Source organism: Belliella alkalica (assembly GCF_022549785.1).
Classification (GTDB): domain Bacteria; phylum Bacteroidota; class Bacteroidia; order Cytophagales; family Cyclobacteriaceae; genus Belliella; species Belliella alkalica.
The window spans coordinates 44,388-68,932 of record NZ_JAKZGO010000017.1 but is presented as its reverse complement, the minus strand read 5'-3'; the positions used below and the strand labels follow the sequence as shown (position 1 = coordinate 68,932).

15 protein-coding genes are annotated in these 24,545 nt (G+C 36.6%); 3 read left to right on the top strand and 12 right to left on the bottom strand.

Annotated elements, in window-relative coordinates:
• The first annotated feature begins 27 nt into the window (after positions 1 to 27).
• From MM213_RS16740 to MM213_RS16730, 3 genes are read left to right on the top strand one after another with little or no spacing between them, the layout of a single operon-like run.
• Positions 28 to 1,080, top strand: a complete 1,053-nt coding sequence (locus MM213_RS16740) for an NAD(P)/FAD-dependent oxidoreductase (RefSeq protein ID WP_241414047.1) — start codon at positions 28 to 30, stop codon at positions 1,078 to 1,080.
• 21 nt (positions 1,081 to 1,101) lie between these two features.
• A complete protein-coding gene (locus MM213_RS16735) occupies positions 1,102 to 4,515 on the top strand; it encodes a biopolymer transporter Tol (protein WP_241414046.1) in 3,414 nt (1,137 codons plus the stop codon).
• Between the two features lie 19 nt (positions 4,516 to 4,534).
• Positions 4,535 to 5,413, top strand: coding sequence for a YicC/YloC family endoribonuclease (locus MM213_RS16730; RefSeq protein WP_241414045.1), 879 nt, complete (start codon positions 4,535 to 4,537; stop codon positions 5,411 to 5,413).
• Between the two features lie 311 nt (positions 5,414 to 5,724).
• Here the strand turns inward: MM213_RS16730 and MM213_RS16725 are convergent, their stop codons facing one another.
• From MM213_RS16725 to MM213_RS16670, 12 genes are all read right to left on the bottom strand, one after another.
• On the bottom strand, positions 5,725 to 6,396 hold the full coding sequence (locus MM213_RS16725; protein WP_241414044.1) for an energy transducer TonB: 672 nt from the start codon (positions 6,394 to 6,396) through the stop codon (positions 5,725 to 5,727).
• A 934-nt stretch (positions 6,397 to 7,330) separates the two neighbouring features.
• On the bottom strand, positions 7,331 to 8,005 hold the full coding sequence (locus tag MM213_RS16720) for an energy transducer TonB (RefSeq protein WP_241414043.1): 675 nt from the start codon (positions 8,003 to 8,005) through the stop codon (positions 7,331 to 7,333).
• 71 nt (positions 8,006 to 8,076) lie between these two features.
• On the bottom strand, positions 8,077 to 8,400 hold the full coding sequence (locus MM213_RS16715) for a VanZ family protein (RefSeq protein ID WP_255806999.1): 324 nt from the start codon (positions 8,398 to 8,400) through the stop codon (positions 8,077 to 8,079).
• A gap of 61 nt (positions 8,401 to 8,461) precedes the next feature.
• Positions 8,462 to 8,839 (bottom strand): glycine cleavage system protein GcvH, encoded by a 378-nt coding sequence (gcvH, locus tag MM213_RS16710; RefSeq protein WP_241414041.1) that lies wholly within the window; start codon positions 8,837 to 8,839, stop codon positions 8,462 to 8,464.
• A 52-nt stretch (positions 8,840 to 8,891) separates the two neighbouring features.
• Positions 8,892 to 15,938, bottom strand: a complete 7,047-nt coding sequence (gene sov, locus MM213_RS16705; RefSeq protein WP_241414040.1) for a T9SS outer membrane translocon Sov/SprA — start codon at positions 15,936 to 15,938, stop codon at positions 8,892 to 8,894.
• A 103-nt stretch (positions 15,939 to 16,041) separates the two neighbouring features.
• Positions 16,042 to 16,641 carry a Holliday junction branch migration protein RuvA gene (gene ruvA / locus MM213_RS16700; protein WP_241414039.1) on the bottom strand — a complete coding sequence of 200 codons (600 nt, stop codon included), beginning with the start codon at positions 16,639 to 16,641 and terminating at the stop codon, positions 16,042 to 16,044.
• A gap of 3 nt (positions 16,642 to 16,644) precedes the next feature.
• Positions 16,645 to 18,909, bottom strand: a complete 2,265-nt coding sequence (locus MM213_RS16695) for an NADP-dependent malic enzyme (protein ID WP_241414038.1) — start codon at positions 18,907 to 18,909, stop codon at positions 16,645 to 16,647.
• 22 nt (positions 18,910 to 18,931) lie between these two features.
• Positions 18,932 to 20,038 carry a DUF4837 family protein gene (locus MM213_RS16690; RefSeq protein WP_241414037.1) on the bottom strand — a complete coding sequence of 369 codons (1,107 nt, stop codon included), beginning with the start codon at positions 20,036 to 20,038 and terminating at the stop codon, positions 18,932 to 18,934.
• Positions 20,039 to 20,114: 76 nt separating this feature from the next.
• Positions 20,115 to 21,521 (bottom strand): transglycosylase SLT domain-containing protein, encoded by a 1,407-nt coding sequence (locus MM213_RS16685; protein WP_241414036.1) that lies wholly within the window; start codon positions 21,519 to 21,521, stop codon positions 20,115 to 20,117.
• Positions 21,522 to 21,534: 13 nt separating this feature from the next.
• Entirely contained in the window at positions 21,535 to 22,965 is a 1,431-nt protein-coding gene (gatA, locus tag MM213_RS16680) for an Asp-tRNA(Asn)/Glu-tRNA(Gln) amidotransferase subunit GatA (RefSeq protein ID WP_241414035.1), read from the bottom strand.
• A 12-nt stretch (positions 22,966 to 22,977) separates the two neighbouring features.
• Complete coding sequence (tatA, locus tag MM213_RS16675) at positions 22,978 to 23,184, bottom strand: twin-arginine translocase TatA/TatE family subunit (RefSeq protein WP_014770797.1); 207 nt, start codon at positions 23,182 to 23,184, stop codon at positions 22,978 to 22,980.
• Positions 23,185 to 23,298: 114 nt separating this feature from the next.
• The gene (locus MM213_RS16670) at positions 23,299 to 24,543 is read right to left on the bottom strand and encodes a murein hydrolase activator EnvC family protein (RefSeq protein WP_241414034.1); all 1,245 of its coding nucleotides are present in this window, start codon (positions 24,541 to 24,543) and stop codon (positions 23,299 to 23,301) included.
• Between the last annotated feature and the right edge of the window lie 2 nt (positions 24,544 to 24,545).

Genomic DNA, 24,545 nt, shown 5'->3' with positions numbered 1-24,545 from the left:
TAACGAATAAAGAATTTATTTTTGGGCATGGAAGTAGATTTTTTACTCATTGGACAAGGATTGGCAGGCACAGTATTGTCATATAGGTTGATCAAATCGGGCTATTCTGTTTTGGTAATAGATCAGCCCGAGTCAAATAATAGTAGTAGGGTAGCTGCTGGATTGTATAATCCTCTTACGGGACGCAAGATGGTAAAGACTTGGAACGCAGATTTGTTGTTTCCAGAAATAGAGCCGCTGTATGAGACAATGGAGCAAGAGTTTGGGACGAATTTTCTTTTTAAAAAGCCGATATATAGACCTTTTTTATCTGTAGAGGAACAAAATGAATGGATGGGCAATAGTAGTGATTCAAAATTCCAAACTTATTTAGAAAAAATTCATACTAAAAGTCTTTTTGAGGAAGTTGTAAATGAACATGGTGGAGTAATGCTGGCACAGTCGGGCTATTTGGATATAAATACTCTGCTAGATGTTTATTCTAAATTCCTTTTAGAGAAGGATTTTCTGCTAGAAGAATCATTTGAAGAAAATGAATTGGGTTTTGGTGATGGAAAAATTACCTACAGAGATATTGAAGCTAGAGGCATAGTGTACTGTAATGGTTTGGGCGCTATGAAAAGTGCCTTTTTCAAATATCTTCCATTCTCTCCGGTCAAAGGTGAAATATTGGATTTAGAACAAGAATTTCATCCCAAGGAAATTATAAATAGGGGTGTTTTCAGGATTGCTTTAGAAAATGGTCTGGTAAGGGTAGGATCCACTTATTCATGGCATGATTTGGATGAAGGGCCCACTGAAAGAGCAAAAAATGAACTGTATGATAGATTGGATAATCTGATGAAAATCCAAAACAAAAAACTCGTCGTACATAAATCTGGCGTAAGGCCCGCAACAAAAGATAGGAGACCGATGTTAGGTAAACATCCTGACCATGATTGCGTTTACATCTTCAATGGTTTTGGAGCTAAAGGTGTTTCCTTGATACCATACTATAGTAAAATGATGTTTGATTTATTAGTAAATCAAAATCAACCCCATATTGATGTTAATATAAGTCGTTTTTTTAAGTATATTTAAAACGTAAGTTATCTTTAACTAATGAAAAAAAGAATTTTCTACTTAACACTCCTTATAGGGCTTACTTTGCCTGCCATAAAGTCTATTGCTCAATTTGATCAAGAAAGGTTTGGTAAAAACAGAATTCAACATAAAAATATAGAGTGGTATCTATTCAGTTCCAATAATTTTGAGGTCTACTACTATGATGGAGGTGTAACCAATGCCCGTATGGCGATTGATTATTTGGAAAATGAATTTGATAGATTGACTCAGGTAATAGGTTACGTAGCTTATACCAAACCAAAGATTTTTATATATAACTCCCCTGAAGAGTTATTGCAAAGTAATCTAAACCTCAATAAAGATGATTTTACTGTTGATGGTCAAACATTTTTCAGCAAACTGCTAGGTGAAGTGGCCTTCACTGGTGACTGGGAGAGTTTCAAAAAGGAGTTGGTTTATGGCACTTCTAAAGTCATCATTGAAGAAATGCTATATGGATCGACCATAGCGGATGCTTTTCAGTCTAATTTGATAAATAGCTTTCCTGAATGGTATATAGAAGGTGCTGCAATGTATATTGCACATGGATGGAGTATGGAAATGGATGACTATATCAGACACTATTTCAAAAATGAAAAGAAAAACAAATTTCATAGATTACAGGAAAAAGAAGCTGCATTAGTAGGTCAATCTATATGGAATTTCATTTCAGAAAAGTATGGGAGAAGATATATTTCAAGTATTCTCAACCTAAGTAGGATCAATCGAAATGAAGAAAATAGCATTGCTAATACAATAGGGTTAAATTATAATGCATTTAGAGAACAGTGGAAACAGTTTTATATTCAAACCAATGCGCCAGTACTGACGACGTTTAAAGATTACAATCAAAATAACGTCATCAACCAAACGAAGTCATCGCAGCTAGGAATTATCAATGATATAAAATTCAGCCCAGATGGTAAACATTTAGCTTATGTTATAAACAACGGAGGAAAGTTTAAAATACAAGTTCGCGAACTAAGTAATAATAGAGAGAGAACCATTTTTTCGGGTGGAAGTAGATCCTCGGATCAGCCTGCCAACTTGACTAGTCCTGTAATAGCTTGGAAAGACACCTTGAATTTGGCAATAGCTTCCTATAAAAGGGGGACAACATCTCTGATTTTGAGGGCAATTGATGGATCAAGTCAAGATAAAATATTTCTTAGAAATATTACCCAGATCTTGAGTATCGATTATAATTCTTCAGGAAGGAATATGGTTGTTTCAGCAATATCTAATAATGGAAAAACAGATATATTCTCGCTAAACGTTAGGGGCGTAGGTAAGCGATTGACAAATGATGTTTTCGACAATATTGATCCAGTTTTTTTAAATGATTCTACAATTATTTTTTCCTCTAATTTCACTGAGTTACCAGATTCTGTATTGACCAGATACCCTGATGTAAGGCAGCTTCCTAATTATTTTAATCTATTTAGAATCGATATAACAGATTCTACAGAAGTTACTAGCAAATTGACTAATAGTAATAATAAGAATATTAAAGCATCCGTACTCAACGGTAACTTTATACTACATTTGAGCGATCAAAGCGGTATCATGAACTTAATGAGAATGAGTGTCAATGGCTCTATAGCTAGCCAGGTATCCGCATTCAATAAAAGTCTTGAGGCATTTGACTACTCTGCTCGTCTAAATAGGATTGCCTATTCTTATAGAGACGGTAATCAAAGTGTATTGGTAATGGAACCTTATACAAATACAGATCAATTTACGCCAAGCACTCCGAGGGTTCAGATTCAGCAGGCAAAAGTGCTAAATGAAAGGTTGAGCTCCAGAAGAATAGAACAACAAGAAGTGGGTAGGAATGATCAGTCAGAGGATCAGAGGGCACCAATTGTGATTGAAGAAGTTAAAAGAGATTCAACTTTGAATATTAGATTGGAAGATCTGATGATAGGAGGTAGGACTCCCCAAACTAACACAGGGGTCACAAGAGCACCTCAAACAACCGTATCAGAACCAATTCTAGATAGTATCCCTCCAATTGTAGGGAATACTACAGGAAGTATCAATACAGAGAAGCTAAGGTTTGAAAGACGTGGAGGTATTGACACCGAAAATTACACATTTGATACTATTCCTGTGATAAGTCAGCCGGTTACAGGTTTGTCACAACTACAAGCAAGAAGTAGCCTACTTGATAATTTTAGGAGACAGAGTTTGAGAAAGACAGTCACTGGGCCACAAAAAATGACTCCCCAATTCATCACAAACAGCCTGAAGACTACGTTTGTGGTTGATCCTCTCAGAGGTTTTGGTATAAGTTTGAATGGTAAAATGTCTGATTTACTTGAGAATCATTTATTTGAAGGTGGTATAATGGCTACCTTGGACTTTAGATCAGGCAGTGATATTTTCTTCGATTATCAATACCTCAAACAAAGAGTTGACCTTAGGGCTAGGTTTGACAGGCGATCGATTCAAGTAACAGAAGGTGACCTTACATTTCAGAAATACGTTTTGACAAAAGCTGAGTTAGGTTTTTCATATCCCTTTTCTGTCCATAGTAGAGTCATGGCAGCACCATTCTTTGCAAAAAGTCAATATTTTAATTTGAATTCTGATTCAATATTGCGGGGGACTGTACCAGAGCAAAACAGATTTGATGTAAACTATGCTGGCGCCAAAGTAGAATTTGTGGTAGATAAAACCCAGCAGCTTGGCTTGTATATGCAGCAGGGATTGAAAGGTAAAATAGGTGCTGTTCACTACCAAGGTTTGAATGCTGGAGAAAGGTCATTTACAAACGCTTACTTGGATTTAAGGAATTATCAAAAAATCCATAAGAATATCACTTTTGCAACGAGGTTATTCGCTGGATCATTTTTTGGAAAAAACCCTCAATCATATTTAGTCGGAGGTATGGATAACTGGCTTTTCAATCAGTTTTATAGGCCACCTACGAATAGGCCAGAAGCTTCGCCAGTTAGGAATTCAGGAGGGGTTGAAAACTCCAATATTTTATTTGCTGAATTTGTTGACTTGAGAGGGTATGATTACGATGAAATTAGGGGCAAGAATGTAGTGACATTTTCTTCGGAGTTGAGAATACCTTTGTTTTCATATTTGTCAAGAGGAAATATCACTTCGAATTTTATTAAGAACTTTCAGTTGGTAGCGTTCTATGATGTTGGAACTTCTTGGAATGATTCACCACCTTGGGAACGTATCAATGATCAGAATACAGAAGTTATTGATTCAGAGGGTTCTCCGTTTTTGATAACTCTAAATAATTTTAATAATCCATGGCTTCAAAGTTATGGTGCTGGACTTAGAACAGTCCTGTTGAATTATTACGTTAAATTTGATTTAGCAAGGCCGATCAGAAATTATCAAAATCAAGATCTAAAATTTTATGTTACCTTAGGGTATAATTTCTAATTTATTTATTTGCTAATTTATGATTAAATCAATGACAGGCTACGGTTTAGCCAGTTTTGAAGATGATACTTTCGTTGTCAGTGTAGAAGTGAAAACGTTAAATTCAAAATTTCTGGATCTTTCAATTAGAAGTCCAAAACAGTTTTCTGACAAAGAGCTAGAAATCCGAAATATAGTCAGTGCTATTCTTGAAAGAGGAAAAGTAAATATTTCCATTGACTTCAGCAGAAAGTCAGGAGAAGAACTTCCAGTTGGGTTTGATGAGACTCTTTTTGCTGGTTATTACCATCGATATTTGGCTATGGCAAACTTAGTCGGGGCCAACACTAGTGATGTGTTTAAGCTAGCAGTCCAATCACCAAATGTGATGACTCAATCTACTGAAAAAGTTGCTGTTGGTGAAGAATGGAATGTGGTCAAAGATGTAATTCAGCAAGCTTTGGTAAAGTGCGATGCTTTCAGGACAGATGAAGGAAATGTTTTGGAGAAAAAATTCAATGAAAATTTGAGCATTATCAAAGAAGGCCTCAGGAACGTTGAAAAAGAAGATCCTATTAGGAAAGATCGAATTAGGCAGAGGATTAGAAATAACTTTAAAGATTGGCTAGAAGAGAATGATTTTGATAAAAACAGGTTTGAGCAGGAGTTGATATATTACTTCGAGAAAGTAGATATCACTGAAGAAATAGTTAGACTCGGTACTCACTTAGATTACTTTCAAAAAAACTTAGATGAAGATACCAATCAAGGGAAAAAGTTAGGTTTTATTAGTCAAGAAATAGGTAGGGAAATCAATACAATTGGTTCCAAAGCAAATGATGCAAGCATTCAAAAGCATGTCATTGTAATGAAGGATGAACTTGAAAAAATCAAGGAGCAAGCACTGAATATATTATAATATGATTTTCCGTAATGATAACTGTAATTCAATTCTACAAATTAAATTTCTTGAAACTGTCAACAGTCCACAGGAGAGACCTGTATGTAGCGGAATAGTCAACGGATTCATTAATTATATTTAATACATAATTTAAATGGCTTTTGGCCAAGTGGTATATCACCACATCTTTAAATTTCGCAACAAAGAGCCATAATTGTTTTTTGCAAGTTGAATTGTAAATTGTCTTTTTAGGGCTTTTTGATTTGATTCCAATGAAGAACCCGAATAAAGTATTTTTTTAACTTTACTCGGGTTCTTTTTTGTTTTATTTATCCTAATTTGAATTTTATTGGCATTCTCATTCGAACTCTGACTGGCCTTCCTCTTTGTTTTCCAGGCTGCCAACTTGGAGCGTTTTTAATAACCCTAATGGCCTCTTCATTGCATCCTCCATCGAGACCTCTTAGAATTTCGATGTCTTGCAAGGAGCCGTCAGTGTTTACCACAAAGACAACTGTGACTGTACCCTCTATCCCCATTCGTCTAGCTGGGGTCGGATATTTGAGGTTTTTTTGTAGATACTTATTCCAGGCACTCATACCGCCTACTGGTGTGGGTGCTGATTCCACAAATTCAAAAATCTCATCAGCATCTTCTATGATTGGAGTATCTGTAATTTCGATATCCTGAATTACTAACTCATCTTTTGTATCTACATCAATTACGAACTCAATCTTTTCTATTTCTATTTCATTGGGTACTTCTTTTAGTATGGGCTGTTCGATGGGCGGAGGAGGAGGCGTCTCTTGAACTGTTATAGGTATGTCTAGTAATTCATCATCAATGTTGCTTTGTTGTATTTGGGTAATTGTACCATTAGCATCATAGACTTTGTAATTGAAGGCAAATAGAGCTAGAGAAATGCTGACAACTAGGCCTAAATTGAAAAACATCCCTGTTTTGGTGGATAGGTCTGCATTTGGTGTTTTCTTGATTTCCATGATTTTTTCTTTTAGTTGAATGTTAAGTTAGAAGTCCGCTATTGGTATTGACAGTGCCTTCTAACGTGATTTGTCTATCTTTAATGAGAGTTTAAGTTTTAATAAATAAAAGTTAGTTATAAAAAATTGTATTAACTAATTTATTAATAATAAAAAATTCAACTTTTTTGACAGGACTATTTTAACTTATTCAATTGATGTCTTTTGGTGGTGATTATACTATGTCGAATTAGTGAAAATCAGTATAGTTTTAATTAGTATCAATGATAAATTAATCATTTTGATTCACTTTGATACTGTTTGAAAAAGTCATTTCAAAAATACCAGATTATGTATATCCGTTTTCATACCAGTAGAATCTAAATAATTGAATTAACCTGTAACTTCGAACCAATATCAATAAATATCCAATATCAATGAGTATCAGTTTGCCAAAAAACAATCGTTTAATTGATTAGTGGCATGATTGCGGATAATCATATACCAGATTATGCATGTCTGACTTTAGGCCAATATGCACATATAATTTGGGACATACTTTTAATTCCGCTGTTGCATACGGTTCGTCTGCCGATGATTATCTGAATGATTTCATGTGAAAATTCACTTTTAGGTGTCTTTGCGGATAGTCATATACCAAATGTACTTTTTGTGTTCAAATGTAATGCGGTCAAAAACAGTTGGTGACTTTTGTTGACATAGCCACTAGAAGTAATCGAATTATATCAAGTGGCTATTGATAATATAAGTCACATCAATATAGCTCCTAGGAATAGACCTAATTTTCTTTGCCACTGGTTTCATGGACATCTGAGCTTGAATCGGCTATGCAATAATATAATAATTGCCTACGTGCATGTAAGAGAATGGTAAAAAGTTGTAAAAATGTAAGCATAAAAAAAAGGACCGAAGTCCTTTTTTATTTTTTATCTAATTAACCAAGTTTGAATCTGATTGGTAATCTCATTCTAACTCTTACAGGTCTACCTCTTTGTTTTCCTGGCTCCCATTTAGGGGCTGCTTTTACTACTCTCATAGCTTCTTCATCGCAACCTCCGCCAATTCCTCTTAAGACATCGACATCTTGTATTGTTCCATCAGTATTTACAACAAACACAACATATACTGTACCTTCGATACCCATTCTTCGAGCTTGGGTTGGATATTTGAGGTTTTTGCTCAAATACTGATTCCAACCTTCCATACCTCCTGGAGGGTTTGGAGCATTTTCCACAACATCAAAAATAGCGTCTGCTTTTTCTTCAACAGGAGCGTCAGAAATAACAACTTCTTTGATTACTGTTTCTTCTTTCACATCCACATCAAAATTGACCTCAATTTTTTCTTCGATTTCAATTTCATCAGGGATTTCCTGAATTACAGGCTGCTCTACCGGTGGCGGTGGCGGTGGTGGTTGTTCTGTGATGGGAATGTCCAATAATTCTTCAAAATCATCGGATACCTGTCCTAAATCTTTTAAATCTCTGTCGTCAAAAGACTTGTATTCAAAAGCAAATAGAACTAGACCAACACTAACAAGTAGACCTAGATTCAAGAACATTCCTGATCTTTTGGTCAAGTCAGCTTCTGGTGTCTTCTTAGCTTCCATGGTTGTTTACTTTATTAAGGTTATTAACTTCTTCCAGTTTGGAGATAACAATTCTAGTTATTTATTTTTACTTATACAAGTTTGGAATCTATCTTATATAAAATATAAAAACAAATTATCCCAGCGGCACCTCCAAGCATATTTGCGGCAATGTCATAATAGTCAAATGATCGATTAGGAACATACATTTGCAAATACTCTACTAATATAGCAATTACTATTCCAAAAACTAAATAACTAGTAAATAATTTTCGATCTCTTTTTTTCTTGTTACTATCAATTATCCATACTCTCATCCACGTTATGTTCAATATAAAGAACAACAAGAAATGAACGATCTTATCTTTGTAAGGAATATTTGGGGTATTAGGAAAATTATTTCCTGGGCTTAGCATGGCAATAAACAATATTATTGACCAAATTAACGCCGGAAGTAATCTGTATTTTGTGATTTTATCAAGCACCAACCAATTCAGAATATTCTTCAGAAGAAAGTAAATCAGATGGTAACTCTCCTGATATTTTCACTTTGATCATCCAGCCTGCTCCATATGGGTCTTCATTGACTACTTCAGGAGATGCTTCCAACTCCTCGTTAAATTCAACTATTTCACCTTCTAATGGCATAAAAAGGTCTGATACTGTTTTTACAGCTTCTACAGTTCCGAAAATTTCACCTGTGGCGATTGTTTCTCCAACTGTTTCTACTTCTACATAGACAATATCACCTAGTTCTCTTTGAGCAAATTCTGTAATGCCGATAGTTGCTACATCACCATCAATTTTAACCCATTCATGGTCATTCGTGTACTTGAGTTCTTTAGGGAAATTCATATTATTTTTTTTAGGATGTTCAAAAATACAAGCTTTACTCAAATGATAAAACCTATTGGCTTAAATTAAATCTTAATTGTCCGCCAAATGCAGTAGAACTCCTTCTAAATGCAGTAGTGACTCTAGGATCATTGATCGTTCGATCAAAATATAAAGTGATATTTAGATTTTGGTTGATAACATATCCTACAGTCGGCCTTATTTGAAGGTTGAGGTTCCCGTTTGTTACCGTGCTTCCTTCTTCGATTTTCCTTTGAACTTGCCTTGTGTCTACTACTCTGGTATTGATTCGTAATTGTAAATCATTACTCAGTACTTCTTGTCTACCTTGTATTTTGAAAGGTATTTTCACACCTGATTTGGTATAACCTAGATCAAATCCGAAGTCTCTACTTCTTTGTTCTGTCACTTGGGCATTAGAGAAATTTAATCCTAGATTTCTTTCAGAATTATATTCAATTGATATATTTAGTCTGTCCTTTGTCAGAAAGTTTACTCCTATCAACGGGGAGAAACGTTCCGTCAAAATCACCTGGTTTAGTATAAAAATAGGGATATAAAGTCCAAAATCATCTGTTAGGCTGGCGCCAGGGATATTTTGTATTGAATTGAATAATTCTAGACCATTTTGATATAGAAGGGAATTCGAGAAATTACTCACCTCATAAGTGGAAGAATACCCATGCGTAATATTGATACTTGAGAAGTACTCCCTTAAAGCTGGAATTTGAGTAAGTCCTTTGTAGTCCAACCTCCAATTTGGAAGTGGGATTTTTGGAAAAGGATTTAGATTCATACTTTCTGGGTCTTTACCACTATAGGCCGCAATGAATGCTAACCCGAGGACATCCTGCCCATTTAATGCATATTCTCCACCAGGGTTGGATGAATTCAATCTAGATTGGATGATTTCTCTATATCTGCCAAAATTATTGAAAAGAGGGGAGTTGTTGTTCCGATCATCTCTGGAGAATGTTGTTTTGATCATTGAATATGTTATGCTGTAACCTCCCATTCTATTTGGGCTTATAGGTCTAAATTGCCCTGGATTAGTCTCCGAATTTCTAAATATCTCACTGTATTCACCTGATTCTCTTTTTCTTGCTTCAAAATTAACCCTGAAATCTCTGAATGGTTCTGCAATACCTGATACTTGAAGATTTATAGCTTGATTTTGTCTAAACTGTTGCGTCAGCTCGGCGCTTGGTGCGATAAGGCCATTATTGGCTAGTCCAAATCTCATGCTTGGGTCTTGGCTACCTAGGATAAAGCCAAAGCCTGGATTTAGAAAGCTTCTATCCAAACCAAGCAGTCCTGTATTTTCCATATAGCCAGGCAAAAATGTACCCTCAACAATGGAATACCTGAAGTTGATATCCTTAATCATTGTAGCAAACTTGATAAGCTTATTGGTAAATGGAGTCCCAATAGTGTCTTCAGCATTTACCACAGTTCTACCAGGTATTGAAGGTCTTTTTGGTGCGGTGAGGGCTTTGTATTTGGCGCTTTTGTTGTAGAGTTTCACAAAGTCAAGTTTACCTGTGACAGTCCTGTCTCTTGTGTTCTGAATTACATTTCCCAGGGTATCTTTCTGGCCTATGGCTCCTGTCATCCAAGTATAGTCAGCAGCATACCTTACATCAGTACTAATCCAATCCAATAAAGGGATTTTGTTCAATGGAATCTTATAATTCACATCCAAACGGTGATTGTAATTGGTTGTTCTACCTAGTCTTCTGATATTATTTCGAATAGAGTCTAGCTTAGCGTCCGTATCAATCTCCCCTTCCGGTTCGTCTACTATTGCTAATACTCTACTCATAAAATCAACTCTTAGGTTTTTTGTCAAGTCCCAGTTGACATTGTAAAATCTATTGATAAAGAAACTTTTTTGGAAAAATGGATCTACTCCATCAGTTGTCAAATCATCATTTCGATATTGCGTGCGCATAAACCTTCTGTCCATATCAATCCTTGCTGATACTGAGCTAGGGACAAAATTAATGTTGAAATCTTTCATTAATTTACCATATGACCCGCTAAATAAGGTTGAGTTTTTGAATGGTTCAAGTACAACGGGTTTTGGTTGATAGTTATATGCTATATTTCCAACATAAGTTTGAAAATCATATGACTCTGTGTTGATATTACTTTGTCTAACAGAACCGTAGGCATAAGAGAATGAAAAATTGCTTAAGTCATATATTCTAGAAGTTTCTCTTTCTGGATTTTTATTTTTTCTAACATTCGTAAAGCCGATATTTCTTCGTCTGACTTGGTCTAATACCTGTGATTGATATAATTCTCTTTCAGCATCTGTATTGAATTTACTTAGCGCTAGTTCAAACGGTACATCAGCGTTGAGTGGGTCAAACTCTGGTTTGGTAGTCGAGTTTTCTAGACTTATATACATTGGAATACTGACATTGAGTGCTTCTGGAACAAGTTTTTCCAAAGCCACATTTGCCGAAATATCATATTGTGTGGTAGAATGCCTTGCTCTTTGTGATAACCTTGTCTCCAATCCTCCAAAACCTATTGAGTTGTGACGAATGGAAGTAGAAATAGTTGCTACATCTGCAATTTTTGTATTCAAAATTGCATTAGCTGCCCACCCAGCAGATTCATTAAATCCAGTTGCTCTGAGTTCATTTGCCCAAATACATACAGATTTTGATGCAGATCCAGTTTCACCTGGGTTTCTTACCCCAATCATCATTCCTTGAACAAAGCTCAGCTCAGGTCTACCCACTACAGTGACTTTATATTGTCTGACATTTTTGGTGAACGGCAAGTTCAACGGGGATTGCTGAGCGTCTCTTTCTACTTTTACGCCGACTATTTCAGAAATTGCTATATCTATTTCATTTTCCAAAGGCCAGATTTGCCTAGGGTCTCTAGTTCCTTTTGGGGTAATCAAAAGTGGTACCTCTATTTCATAATAGTTGTCTGTATAATCAGTGCCTAATCTCAAAAATGCAGTCAATTCACCATCTTCTGCATCATCACTATCAGCGTGGAAAAACATTTTGATACTGCCAAATTGTACTAAATCTTGTCTTGTATTTTTGAATACAGCTCTTGCATCTCTAGATTGTAGATCTTCTACACATAGTCTCAGTGATTGTTCGTTCAATTGTCTTTCGACTGTAGAAAGATTGTCTCGATCTCTTGTTATGCCAGGAGGAAGAACATAGGGGCTTTGAGTGGGACTTCCTTGACTGTTTTCCTCAATATTGACAACTCCTACTGTCAAATTTGAAACATCTGGTTCTGGGATCTCAAAAAAGCCTCTTTCAAAAAGAGACTCTTGAAATACTCTCCACTGTGAACCGACAAGTCTGAAGTTTGCCATTCTCATGACTACTGGTTGCTCAAAATCAGTCAAATATGTTCGCATAAACCTAATTGATTTGAAGCCAGATATATCTCCTTCTATGCGGTCTGGATTTCTTACTGGAATCCTAAACAAGTACCAGTTTACTTCATCTCCACTTTGGTTACTAGTCACTTTATCGACAATATAATTTCTACCAACTTCAAGCTGCCCTGGACGAAGGTCCAATTCATATTCATAATAACTTTCTACTTCATTGATAGTATTGTCGTTATTTAGATCTTCATTGTTTGGAAGGTTTGATCCAGAAGGGGTAAAGGATAGGTTTTGGTTTGCTGTCACTGGCGTATTACCTTCCATACCATTGAATTTTTTGTACCTTTCAAGAATTTTGACATTGTTTTGGTCAAGATTTTCATCAAGATAGTATTGAAAGTCATCCTCAGAAGGATCTTCCAAGATCCTATTCAATGCAGCCTGATTTACATTGAGTCTATTAATAAATCGATCTCTGAAAAACTCGACTTCTTCACTGCTCTTTAATCCATCAAGACCAATGTCTTGATTTTCTCTGGCCTCAGCCGAGTTGTCAAATGCCGGTATTAAGAATTGCTCTCGTGTGATTCTTCCCCATTCTGTAGTTGCAGTCGAAGCTGGATCTCCATCAGCTGGAAGACCATTTTCAAAGCCATGTCTGCCGTCTTTGATAATGTCTTCGGATACATCACCTAGGTTTATTCTTAATTTACCTCCAGTAGTATTGTTTTCATTGAAAATACCATCTAAAACTCTACCGTTTTCACCCTGAATAAATGGATCCAATAGCCAAAATTCAATGTACTCGATGTTTGTTCTATCAAAATCCACTTCCGTGGTGATGGCACGTGTGACCCCGCCATAGTTGTTTCTAGGATTTGGTAGGAGTCCATCACTATCCAAGTTAGTGTTGTAGTTATACATGCCGCGTTCACTTGGGAAATATGCCATTTCAAATAACGGCTCAGGAACGATTATAACGTCTCGATCTCTACGTGGGAATATTTCCTGAGGAATCACCCTCCTTACATAGTGATTTTGCCTATCTTCTCTTGAAATGTTAGTCGGTACACCTGGTCCTGATTCTCTATAAAAAATATTATCAATGTTATACCATGCTACTTTTGCTCTTCTGTAAGCATTGCCAAGCCGGTCTTCTGTAGTAGAACTTAGATCAAATGCATCATTTTCTGTTTTTGGTGTAGATGCCAAATGCCAGTTTTGTGCAGCTGCACCACCAAGATTAAAAGCAGTGATAGCGGTTTCAAAATCATCAATATAAGCTGCTTGCTCTCCGTTTACACGATTTGATGTACCAGGAATCAATTGGGCAAACTCACCGCTAAACTGAACCAGTGATTTTTCTTTCGTATTGGTAAAAGGCAAAGCATCTGCAAGTTTTGTTAAGAACCTAGACTCATCACTGAAGTTTGCATCCAATCCCCACATACTGTTTCTTAAAGTTTCACTACCCGCAGCTATTCTAGTGATGTTTGGCCTTTCATTTAAGTATAAGAATGTCCCTCCTAAATTAAATTTGTCACTAAACACATAATCAAGCCGAGTTCCCAGCAAGCTTCGTGTTTGGAAGGAAACAAGATCTGCTTTTTCAAAGCTTATGTTTATCCTTTTTCCTGATTGAAGGATACCTTCGTTTATTATGTTCAGCCTTCCTATATTATAATCAATTGTAAAATCTACTCCTTCTGTTAAAGGGATGTTTCCTGCCATGACAATGACAGAACCAGGTGAGATATTCAGTCCTGGAAGCATAATTTCTGAAGCAGAACCCGCAGTGAGTCTTCCTCTAATAAAATACTTGTTGAGTCTTGTGACAAGTTCTGCATCTGCTTGTGTGGTTCTGTATAAGGTGTCAAAGACAAACTTATCAATCAAAGCGCCTTCATTTGGCAAGAAAAGGTTTTGGAGTGTACGTCCAAATGGTTCCAAGACAGGAAAAACTATCATCCCCCTATCTGGAAAGATTGTTATTCCTGGAATAAAATCAAAATTACCGTCAGGAGAAGGGTCATTTTGAGGGTTGAGGTTATCTAAGCCTGTAAGTCTAATCAAAGGAATGTTTTTTACATTTTGACCTTCTAGCAGACTTGGGTTATCTAGACCAGTTCTGTCATCTCTATAGATTACTTGTAGTTGAAAACCATCTCTTTGAATCTGATTTGCATTCAAATTATAGACATTTTTCATCATCAAGTCCCAAGTTGGTAATCTAGTGTTGATTCGTGCTGGTCTCAACATTTTCATAAAAATGATTTGATCCTCAGGTCTATTTTGATAATCTTCTGAAAGCTCACCTACTTTATATACATTTCCATTGTGTGTATATTCATAAGATACAGCCAAGACTTCGTCATTTTGTAGTTTTCTAGTCAAAGAAATGTAACCTAGTTCCCTATTAAAAATAAATTCAGTTGGGGCTAACTTTCTTGCTCCATTTATTTGTTCAAAATCAGAGCCCCTAGTAAGGTTTAAGTTGGACTCAATGGCCGCAGAGCCTGTGTCAAATGGCCTATAAGCTGGGTTGCTATTAAGGTTGTTATAAAGTAGGTTGGACCCATTTGCTGCAGGAGCTCCAGGAGTACCTGTCCCTACATTGGGATTACCCGGTCTGAAAATTCGCTGTCCTTCACCCAAATCAATAAATGCAGCGAAGTTCCGGAGGGTTTCAGTATTATTTGCTCTGTTCATGATATAAACCTCAACTCGAGTAATATTCACACCAGAAAGAACCTGAGGCAGACCACGTAGCCATCTTTCATAATTGTCTCTGAAGAAATGAGCTAAGAAAAAGTGCCTGTTTTCATCGTACTCAGATCCTTGGATTTCAAAAGATCTTCCTTGACCACCTCCTTCAATAACCAATTCATCTCTTCTTCCTCGCTGAGTTGAAGCAACACCTGTTACAAAAAGTTTCCCAAATTGAAGCTGAGTTTTTACTCCAAAAAGATTTTGAGCACCTTGTATTAGGCTATTTTGAACAGGCATACTTACATTGCCTATTTCTATTGATTTAATAATATCTTCATCAAACCCTGCATATTCTAATTTGAGTTGGTTTTGAAAGTCAAAAGTATTGTTGGAGTCAAAATTTGCTCCAAGTTTCATTTTTTGACCCAAAGAACCATTTACACTCATTTGTATCTGTTGGTTGAAGTTGAAGCCACCATTTTGTTGCTGCCTAATGGGTATTGAAGGGTTGTCTACTCTTCTGAATATAGCTCCAAGATCCAAATTTACATAGCCAGTTGGTGTAATGTTTATTTCATTTCCACCAAAAATACGGTCAAAACTAGGGCTAGTGGTCAATGGAGGAATTAGTCCTCTGCCGCTCACTGCACTTTCTCCATCACTACCCCGAGAGCGATCTCTCCAATATTGTTGCCTAAGTCTAAACTCTTCTATTTTTGAATATTCATCAAAGTCATAAATATACCCTGAGTTTACATCTGTGGAGTCGATCTGATCTTGGATTCTGTATTTCAGAGTAGAGTCTAATTCAACCTGCACCCTTTCCTGTCTAGGAGAAGATGGATAGAATGGCGACTGAATATTCCGAAATTGGTATTGATTTGGATACAGAGGATTGGTATTCAAATTTTTCCATAATAAGAATGATGGAAGGACCCTTCTCTTATCTAAGGAATCTAGTTTTGTAATTGTAGTGTCCTGTGCTACTTGTTGAGCATTTAAATTAGGCATTGACATGCCACCCAACAATACAACAAGAATTGTTAGGGGAAATAAACGGACACTTTTGACGTGTAAAAAAAAATTAATGCAAAAGTTCAATTGTTTATCAATTAAAGGATTATGTTGACTTTAAAGATGCTTTAATTAAATCTTCTAATGAAATATCTGGACCTGTTTTTTTTAAAATTGCTGCTATATTTTTTTCAGCGGTGTTTTTAGGAAACCCTAGAGTCATTAGAGCCTGTAACGCCTCTTCTTTAACTTTATTGTTTTGATGTAAAAATCCAGTGGAATTAGTAGAAAGTTCTAAAATTGAGTCTTTTTTGACCTTATCCTTCAATTCTAGTACAATTCTTTGTGCAGTTTTTACTCCTACACCTTTCACATTTTGGATTGTTTTAAAATCTTCTTGGATAATTGCCATTTCAAGCTCTTCTGAACTTAGTGATGACAAAATCATTAAGCCTGTATTTGGTCCAACTCCGCTGATAGAAATCAGATTCAAAAAAAGTTTTTTTTCTGCTTCCTCCTTGAATCCATAAAGTGTATGAGCGTCTTCTTTGATGTGCAAAAAAGTGAGGAGCATAACTTGCTCCTCGTCTTTTATTTTCGAATATGTCTGTAAGGATATTTTTACATGATATCCTATACCTGAAATATCAATAATTACAAAAGTTGGGTCTTTGAAAACCAGTTTTCCTTTTAGATATGCAATCATATATTAACTTTTAGTTTGTGCATCTACCACAGCAATTGCTACCATGTTGACAATTTCTCTGATTGAGCTACCAAGCTGTAATATATGAACAGGTTTATTCATTCCCAAAAGTACAGGGCCAATTGCTTCAGCATTTCCAATTTCGGAAAGCAATTTGTAGGCAATATTTCCAGAACTCAAATCAGGGAATATAAGTGTGTTTGCTTTCTTCCCTATAAGTGCGCTAAATGGATAGTTTTCTTTTTGAATTTCTTCGTTCAACGCAACGTTTGCCTGCATTTCACCTTCTATTATTAACTCTGGGTATTTGGCCTTTGCTAAGGTGGCCGCCTTTGCTGTTTTTAGGGCTGTATCTCCTTTTGCAGACCCGAAATTTGAGTAGGAAAGTACCGCTACTCTTGGTTCTATGTCAAAGAATTTTACGCCATTTGCTGTCAAGCCAATTATTTCTACAAGCTCTTCAGCTGTAGGGTTCAAATTTACGGTAGTATCTGCAAAGAAGTAGGGACCTTTATCTGTATTCATAATGTACATACCTGCTACTCTAGCAGTACCTTCTTTTACACCAATCACGTGAAGCGAAGGCAGGATTGTTTTTGGATAATCCTTGGTCAAACCAGAAATCAATGCATCAGCTTCTCCTAGTTCTACCATCATAGCTCCAAAATAATTTCTGTCTCGCATCAATCTAACAGCCTCCTTGGATGTCACTCCCTTTCTCTGACGTTTTTTGAAAAGGACCTCACCATAGGTTTGAAGTTTTTCGATATTCTTGTAGGTATCAATGATTGTTACACCGTTGAGATCGAGTTTGTTTTCTTCGATCATACCCATGATTTTCTCTTCGTTACCCAGCAAAATTGGGATAGCGATTTTCTCGTCTCGTATCATCTGTGCAGCTTTCAATATCTTGATATTGTCGGCTTCTGCAAATACTACGCGTTTAGGGTCTTTTTTGGCTCGTGAGATTACTCTTGACATCAACCTTTGATCAATGCCTATTCTTTCCTGAAGCTCGAGTTCATAAGCCTCCCAATCTGTAATCATAGTTTTGGCAACACCAGATTCCATTGCAGCTTTCGCTACTGCAGGAGCGATGGTAGTTATTAGCCTTGGGTCAAATGGCTTTGGAATTAAATAAGTTGGCCCAAAAGCAAGCTTGTTATCACCATATGCTTTATTTACAATTTCAGGAACCGGTTCTTTAGCAAGTTTAGCGATTGCTTTTGCCGCCGCCAGTTTCATGGCCTCGTTTATGGAAGTAGCTCGTACATCTAAGGCTCCCCTAAAAATGTAAGGAAAACCAAGAACGTTATTGACTTGATTAGGATAATCTGATCTACCTGTCGCCATAATCAAATCTTCACGAGCAGCCATCGCTACATCGTAAGCTATTTCAGGATCAGGATTAGCAAGCGCAAATACTAGTGGATTTGGTGCCATTACTTTGATTTGGTCTCCAGACACGATATTCCCTGCCGAAAGGCCTAAGAATACATCCGCTCCAGATAGTGCTTCTGTCAAAGTATTGATATCTCTCGAAGTAGCAAATTCCTTTTTGATGGAGTCCAAATCAGGCCTATCCATTCTGATAGCACCTTCTTTGTCACACATGACGATATTGTCGCGCTTCACTCCGAGGCTCATATAAAATCTGGTGCAAGAAACAGCTGATGCACCTGCGCCATTTACGACAAGTTTGATATCTTCGATATTTTTGCCTACCACTTCAAGTGCATTCAGCAGTGCAGCACCAGAAATGATTGCTGTACCATGCTGATCATCATGCATGACCGGTATCTTCATTTCCTTTTTGAGCGTAGTCTCTATTTCAAAGCATTCAGGAGCTTTGATGTCCTCAAGATTTATTCCTCCAAAAGTTGGCTCTAAGGACTTGATGATTTGAATGAGTTTCTTGGGATCTTTTTCGTCAATTTCTATATCAAATACATCGATACCTGCGAACTTTTTGAAAAGTACACCTTTGCCTTCCATGACAGGTTTGGATGCCTCAGGTCCGATATCGCCTAGCCCTAGCACTGCAGTTCCGTTGGAAATAACAGCTACGAGATTGCCTTTTGCGGTATATTTATAAACATTTTCTTTGTCTGCTTCGATTTCTTTACATGGCTCTGCTACTCCCGGTGAGTATGCCAAAGCTAAGTCAAGTTGACTTGAAAGGGGTTTGGTAGGAATCACCTCGATTTTACCAGGCTTTCCTTGTGTGTGGTAATTTAGAGCGTCTTCTTTTCTGATTTTAATCGCCATAAAGGTTAATTATTTAGGTTTATTAGCTTGCCTCTTCTGATTTAGAAAGAATATCTGTAGCTAATAAAAGTGTTTCTATTTCTCTTATTGCTTCTCTATGTTCTTTATTTGGGAAATATACGAAGCCTTCCATGTAGTAAAGTTTTCCTTTTTCCGAATCTACCATAACATAAGCAAGGAAGGAACCGCCCATTGATATATTGTTCGTTTTCCATCCACCACGAATTTCTACGGCAAAGTTACCATTTATATTGAAGTTATTAAATACAGGAGTTGGATCTACTTTCTCAATTACCAAAAATGACTCTCTATTGTTAGGGTCACCGTATAGATGCTTTTGGGCAATTTGGTCTCGAAGCTTTATAATGTTTTCCGGAAATGTCTGGTCTTCAGAAGTGTAGTTTGTTTCATAAAAGAAAAGACTGATATCAGCTCTGTCAGGTCTTGGGGTAGGTTGTCTAAGCCATAAAAAGTCATCTTCTGTCTTGGCAACTTGGTATGATGCTGGTACATTGATATCTAACCCAAGTTTTTGACCTGCATTTCTAGCCAAGGCACTTTTTCTATTCATTAAGCTTTTTTCTAGTCTTTTTCTTTCACGTACCTGAAAAAGATTTTGTAGTTTACCTTTGTTTGTTGTAAGATTTTTGATCAATTCTTCCTCATTGTTACCGAAGAGATAAATCAATTCTTGGCCAACAGCAAATTCATCTTCACTTCTCAATAAATACAGCGATGGGTCTGATTGTGCTTTTTCTTTAGATTCTTTGCTAAATAGAGAGTTTATGCTCTGGCTTCCAGCTCTTTTGTCGTCAAAGGTAGTAACATAAACTATGTTAGTGGCCATTTTAAAGATCCTATTCATTGCGCGTGGATCTACTCGTCTTATCGAAAACATGGGTTCATCCCTGATCAACCCTTTTACATTATCTAAGAAAACAGCCTGTAGGGCATCGCCAACAGGTCCTTGCCATTTTGTAGAATCGATTGCTAAGATTATTTCTCCTATAGCTCCTCTGGCTTTAGGTTTTGTAGAATTGGCATTTTCAGAGTTTTCATCACATGATACAAATGCAACAATGGAAAGAATGATGAAAACTATCGGGAATAGTCTATTAAATGATTTCATAAGTTTTATGATAGATGTTTAGGACTAATTTAACAATTAGTTAAATAAAGAAAAATAAAATCACTATTAAATTAGTTTACCCTATGATTAATTTTTGCCCAGGCTTAATCTGGTTTGAATTCAGGTTATTCAATTTCTTGATTTGTTCTATGGTGACTCCATTTAATTTCTTGGTAATTAGCCACAATGAATCTCCTGGCTGAACTGTGTACATCTTTGAACTGTTTTGATTTACCTCAGTATTATTGTTAGCCAAAGTTGAATTTTGAACAGGTTTCTTTGAATATATTTTCAATGTTTGCCCAACTTTTATTGTGTTTGAGCTTAGGTTATTCCAGTTTTTAATATCAGTAACAGTTGTACCATGTCTTTGTGCAATGTTCCCCAATACGTCACCTGATTTCACCTTATAGTTAAGTAGTGACTCTGCTGGATTGTTTGATGATGATTTTATCAATGGATTCTGTGCATTTTTAGCAGCTCTTAGCACATTTACTCTTTCGTCCGTTAGTGCTACCGCATTTTTGAATTCTTGCTGATTTTGTGCGATGAACTCTGCTTTTGATGCAGGTACTTTTAAAGCTATATGTTTGTGTGAAGATGGGATCATTCTGTTTTGTACAGAAGGATTTAATTGTTCCAAGTCTTCGATACACAATCCTGAAATCTGGGCAAGTTGATCCAAATCTACTTCTTGGTTGAATTGGATTTTTTTGTAAGCAATAGGGTAGGATGGTTCTTCCAAAAACAAATTGTGATCTTCTGCATATCTAAGAATATACATCATTGCCTGAAATTGTGGAACATAGCTTCTTGTTTCCTTTGGTAAATGATCATACACTTCCCAAAAAGTTTGCTTTCCACCGGATTTCCGGATTGCTTTTCTTACATTTCCAGGCCCACAATTGTAAGCTGCGAGTGCCAATTCCCAATTCCCAAACATTTTGTAAAGGGATTTTAAATACTTGGCAGCAGCGTCAGTCGAAAGTTCAGGATCCATTCTGTCGTCTATGTCGTTGTTTGCTTGAAGGTTATACATCCTTCCTGTAGCTGGCATAAACTGCCAAAGTCCCATAGCACCGACCCTTGATTTTGCTCTTGGATTAAGTCCAGATTCTATTATTGCTAGGTATTTTACATCATCTGGCATGTCGTGATGTGCCAGAGTTTGCTCAAAAAGAGGGAAGTATGTAGACTGTCTTTCCAATACCATTCTAGCATAATCCCTATTCCTAACTGCAAAATAGTTTATGAATGAGAAAATCCTCTCGTTCAATTCAAAGGGCATTTCAGTGTCCATTGCCTTGATTTTTCTTGCGACTTCATCGTAAGTGAAATCTGGAACAAAGTCAAATGAATAAGTTGGAGAAATACTTTCTTCTTCTACTTCTATTTGAAAAAGTGGTTCCTGACCATAAACAATAGAATTTCCAGACAAAACCATTATCAAAGTAAAGGAAATGGAGGGAATTAGATTTTTCATGGTCAGGTAAATTTTATTTGTTATTGGACATCGTTAGGTAGTTTGCAAAAGCATAAAGCTCAGCTTCTTTAAATGAATTTGCCATGATTTGTAAACCGATTGGCAAGCCATTTTTATCTAACCCATTCGGAATAGATAAAGCCGGAACTCCTGATACTGATGCTTGTACTGTGAATAGATCTTCTAAATACATAGCGACTGGATCATTACTATGTTCTCCAAACTTAAACGCCGTGGATGGCGTAGTTGGCATAATAATATAGTCATATTTATTTAATAAATCTTCGGTAAACTCTTTTATCAACCTTCTAACTTTTTGAGCTTTGGTAAAATAAGCATCATAATAGCTAGCACTTAAGACAAAAGTGCCAAGCATGATTCTTCGCTTTACTTCATCTCCAAATCCTTCGCTACGAGTCAATTTGTACATGCTCTCCAAATTGTGCGCGTTTGGTGTTCTATAGCCATACTTTACGCCGTCAAATCTTGATAGATTGGAACTTGCTTCAGCAGTAGTAAGAATATAGTACGTAGGAAGCACATATTTCAAAAGTGGAAAATTAACTTCGTCTACTTGATGCCCCTCGTTTTTCAATCTTTCCAATACAGCCAATGTGTTTTCCTTGATTTCAGGTTGTAGGGCAGGTGATTCTATGGACTCTTTGAGGTAAGCGACCTTCACCCTTTTGTCAAAGTGTAGCAGTTCGCTATAATGCGGTACTGGCTTCTTGGATACAGTACTGTCAAAATCATCAGACCCTGCCATAATTTCCATTACCAATGCATTGTCAGGTACGTTTCTGGAGAAAACTCCAATAGTGTCAAATGAAGATGCATAAGCAATCAAGCCCCATCTTGAGACTCTTGAATATGTAGGTTTGATTCCAACTAAGCCTGTAAAAGCTGCCGGTTGCCTAACCGATCCACCAGTATCAGTACCCAATGAAACTGTACAAAGATTGGCTTGAACAGCTACTGCAGAACCACCAGAGGAACCACCTGGAACTCGGCTCTCGTCAGCAGCATTTAATACTTTTCCGTGCACAGAGTTCTCGTTGGAACTACCCATGCCGAATTCATCACAATTCAAGCTTCCAATGATTATGGCATCTTCATCTAAAAGTCTCTGAACAGCTGTAGCTGTAAACTGGGACTCGAATCCTTCAAGGATTTTACTAGAAGCATTAGACTCATGACCTTTGTAGCAAAGGACGTCTTTGATTCCAATTACCATTCCGGCTAATCTACCAGCATTACCTGAGTTGATTTTCTGGTCTACGTTAGCAGCCTGTTGTAGTGCGGATTCCGTATAAACTTCAACGAAGGCGTTTAGGTGCGCCTTCGTTTTGATATTGTTCAGATAATAATTTACAATCGCTGTACAATCAGTTTGCTTGTTTTCTAGCGACTTTTTTATTTCGTCAAATGAAAGGAATTTTTCCAATGTTTGATTTTTTTAGTCTTTCTTCTTTTTGTCATCCTTCAACCCGTCTTCGAGGTCATTTTGGATTTCTTTTGTAGCGTCCTTGAACTCTCTGATTCCTCTACCCAATCCTCTCGCTAATTCAGGGATTCTTTTGGCACCGAAGAACAATACAATTACCAAGATTATTAGAATCATAGATCCTGGGCTCATTCCTCCGATAAAACCTAATGCTGTCATGATCTTTTTATTTAGATTTTGAATTTGATACAAAGATATAACAGTCGTACGCTAACGCAAAGGAATAGTGCACTGTTATTCTTCTTTTTTTATAAATATACGAATAATTAATATCTATTGCCCGGCAAGCCAAGCTGATGGGTTCATCGGTTGCAAGCCTTTCCATGTTTCAAAATGGACCTCAGCAATTCCATCTTTGTTGGTGTAAACCTGACCAAGCACTTGTTTTGCTTTCACTTTGTCTCCGGTTTTGACAGATACTACCTTGAGCTTGCTATACATGGTGTAATATTCCCCATGCTTTATTACGATAGTCCCTCCATACCCTGGAATTGTTCCTATTTTGATTACTTCTCCATCAAAGACTGATCTTACATTGGAATTTGGGGAAGTTTGAATATCTACGCCATCATTGTCTTCTACGATCCCTTTTAGAGTCGGATGAGGATGTGTCCCGTATTTTTTAGAAACAAAACCTGTTTCTACAGGCCAAGGTAGTTTCCCTTTGTTCCCGGCAAATGAATTCGATAATGCGGCCACTTCAGGTGTCATTGGGATACTACTTCCTGATGCTTTCGTTGATTTAGAGTTTGTCTTTTTTGCTTCAGCTTCAGCTTTTCTTATTTCTTCTGCAATAGCTCTTTTGATGAGGTTATTGAGGTTTTCTTGTTGTTTTTTTGCTTCTATGATTTTTTTTCTAAGATCAATCTCTTGTTTGGTAAGTGAGCTTACAATGTTTTGTTGCTTGGTTTTCGCTTGCGCAAGTTGTCTTCTTTGCTGCTCCTCTTGATTTATGACTTGCTGCTTTTCTACTTTTTTATCCTCAAGGCGAATTCGTTGCTCTGCTAAATTTTTTGTAACCAATTCAATTTGTTCTACTTGTTTTTTTCTGGCGTCAGTGTATTGCTTGAGGTATTTCAATCTCATGTAGAATTGCTTAAATGTACTAGAGCTGAATATAAAAGTAGTCATGGTCAGGCCTTGGTTCAGCTTCGAAGAGGTATATACCATTTGAGAATATTCTTCTTTGAGGTTTTCCAAATCATTCTCCAAAGACTTGATTCTATTTTCTGTCTCCGAAATCTCTTTGCTAATCAAGCTAACTTCTCTACTCAGTGTCCTTATGTAGGTCACACGTGTTTCTAGCTGTTTATTTACTACATTTAGCTGACCTATAGTTGTTTTTTTTGATTCGGCAGTTTGCTTTAAAATTTTATTAAATTCTAATAGTCTTTTCTGAACTTCTTCCTTTTCTTTTTCAAGTTGCGCCCTGGATTTTGCAGTTTGTGTAAACCCCTGGTTTGGTTGAATGGAGTTGATTCCAATAAAAATGAAAAGTATATATATTAATTTTTTCATCA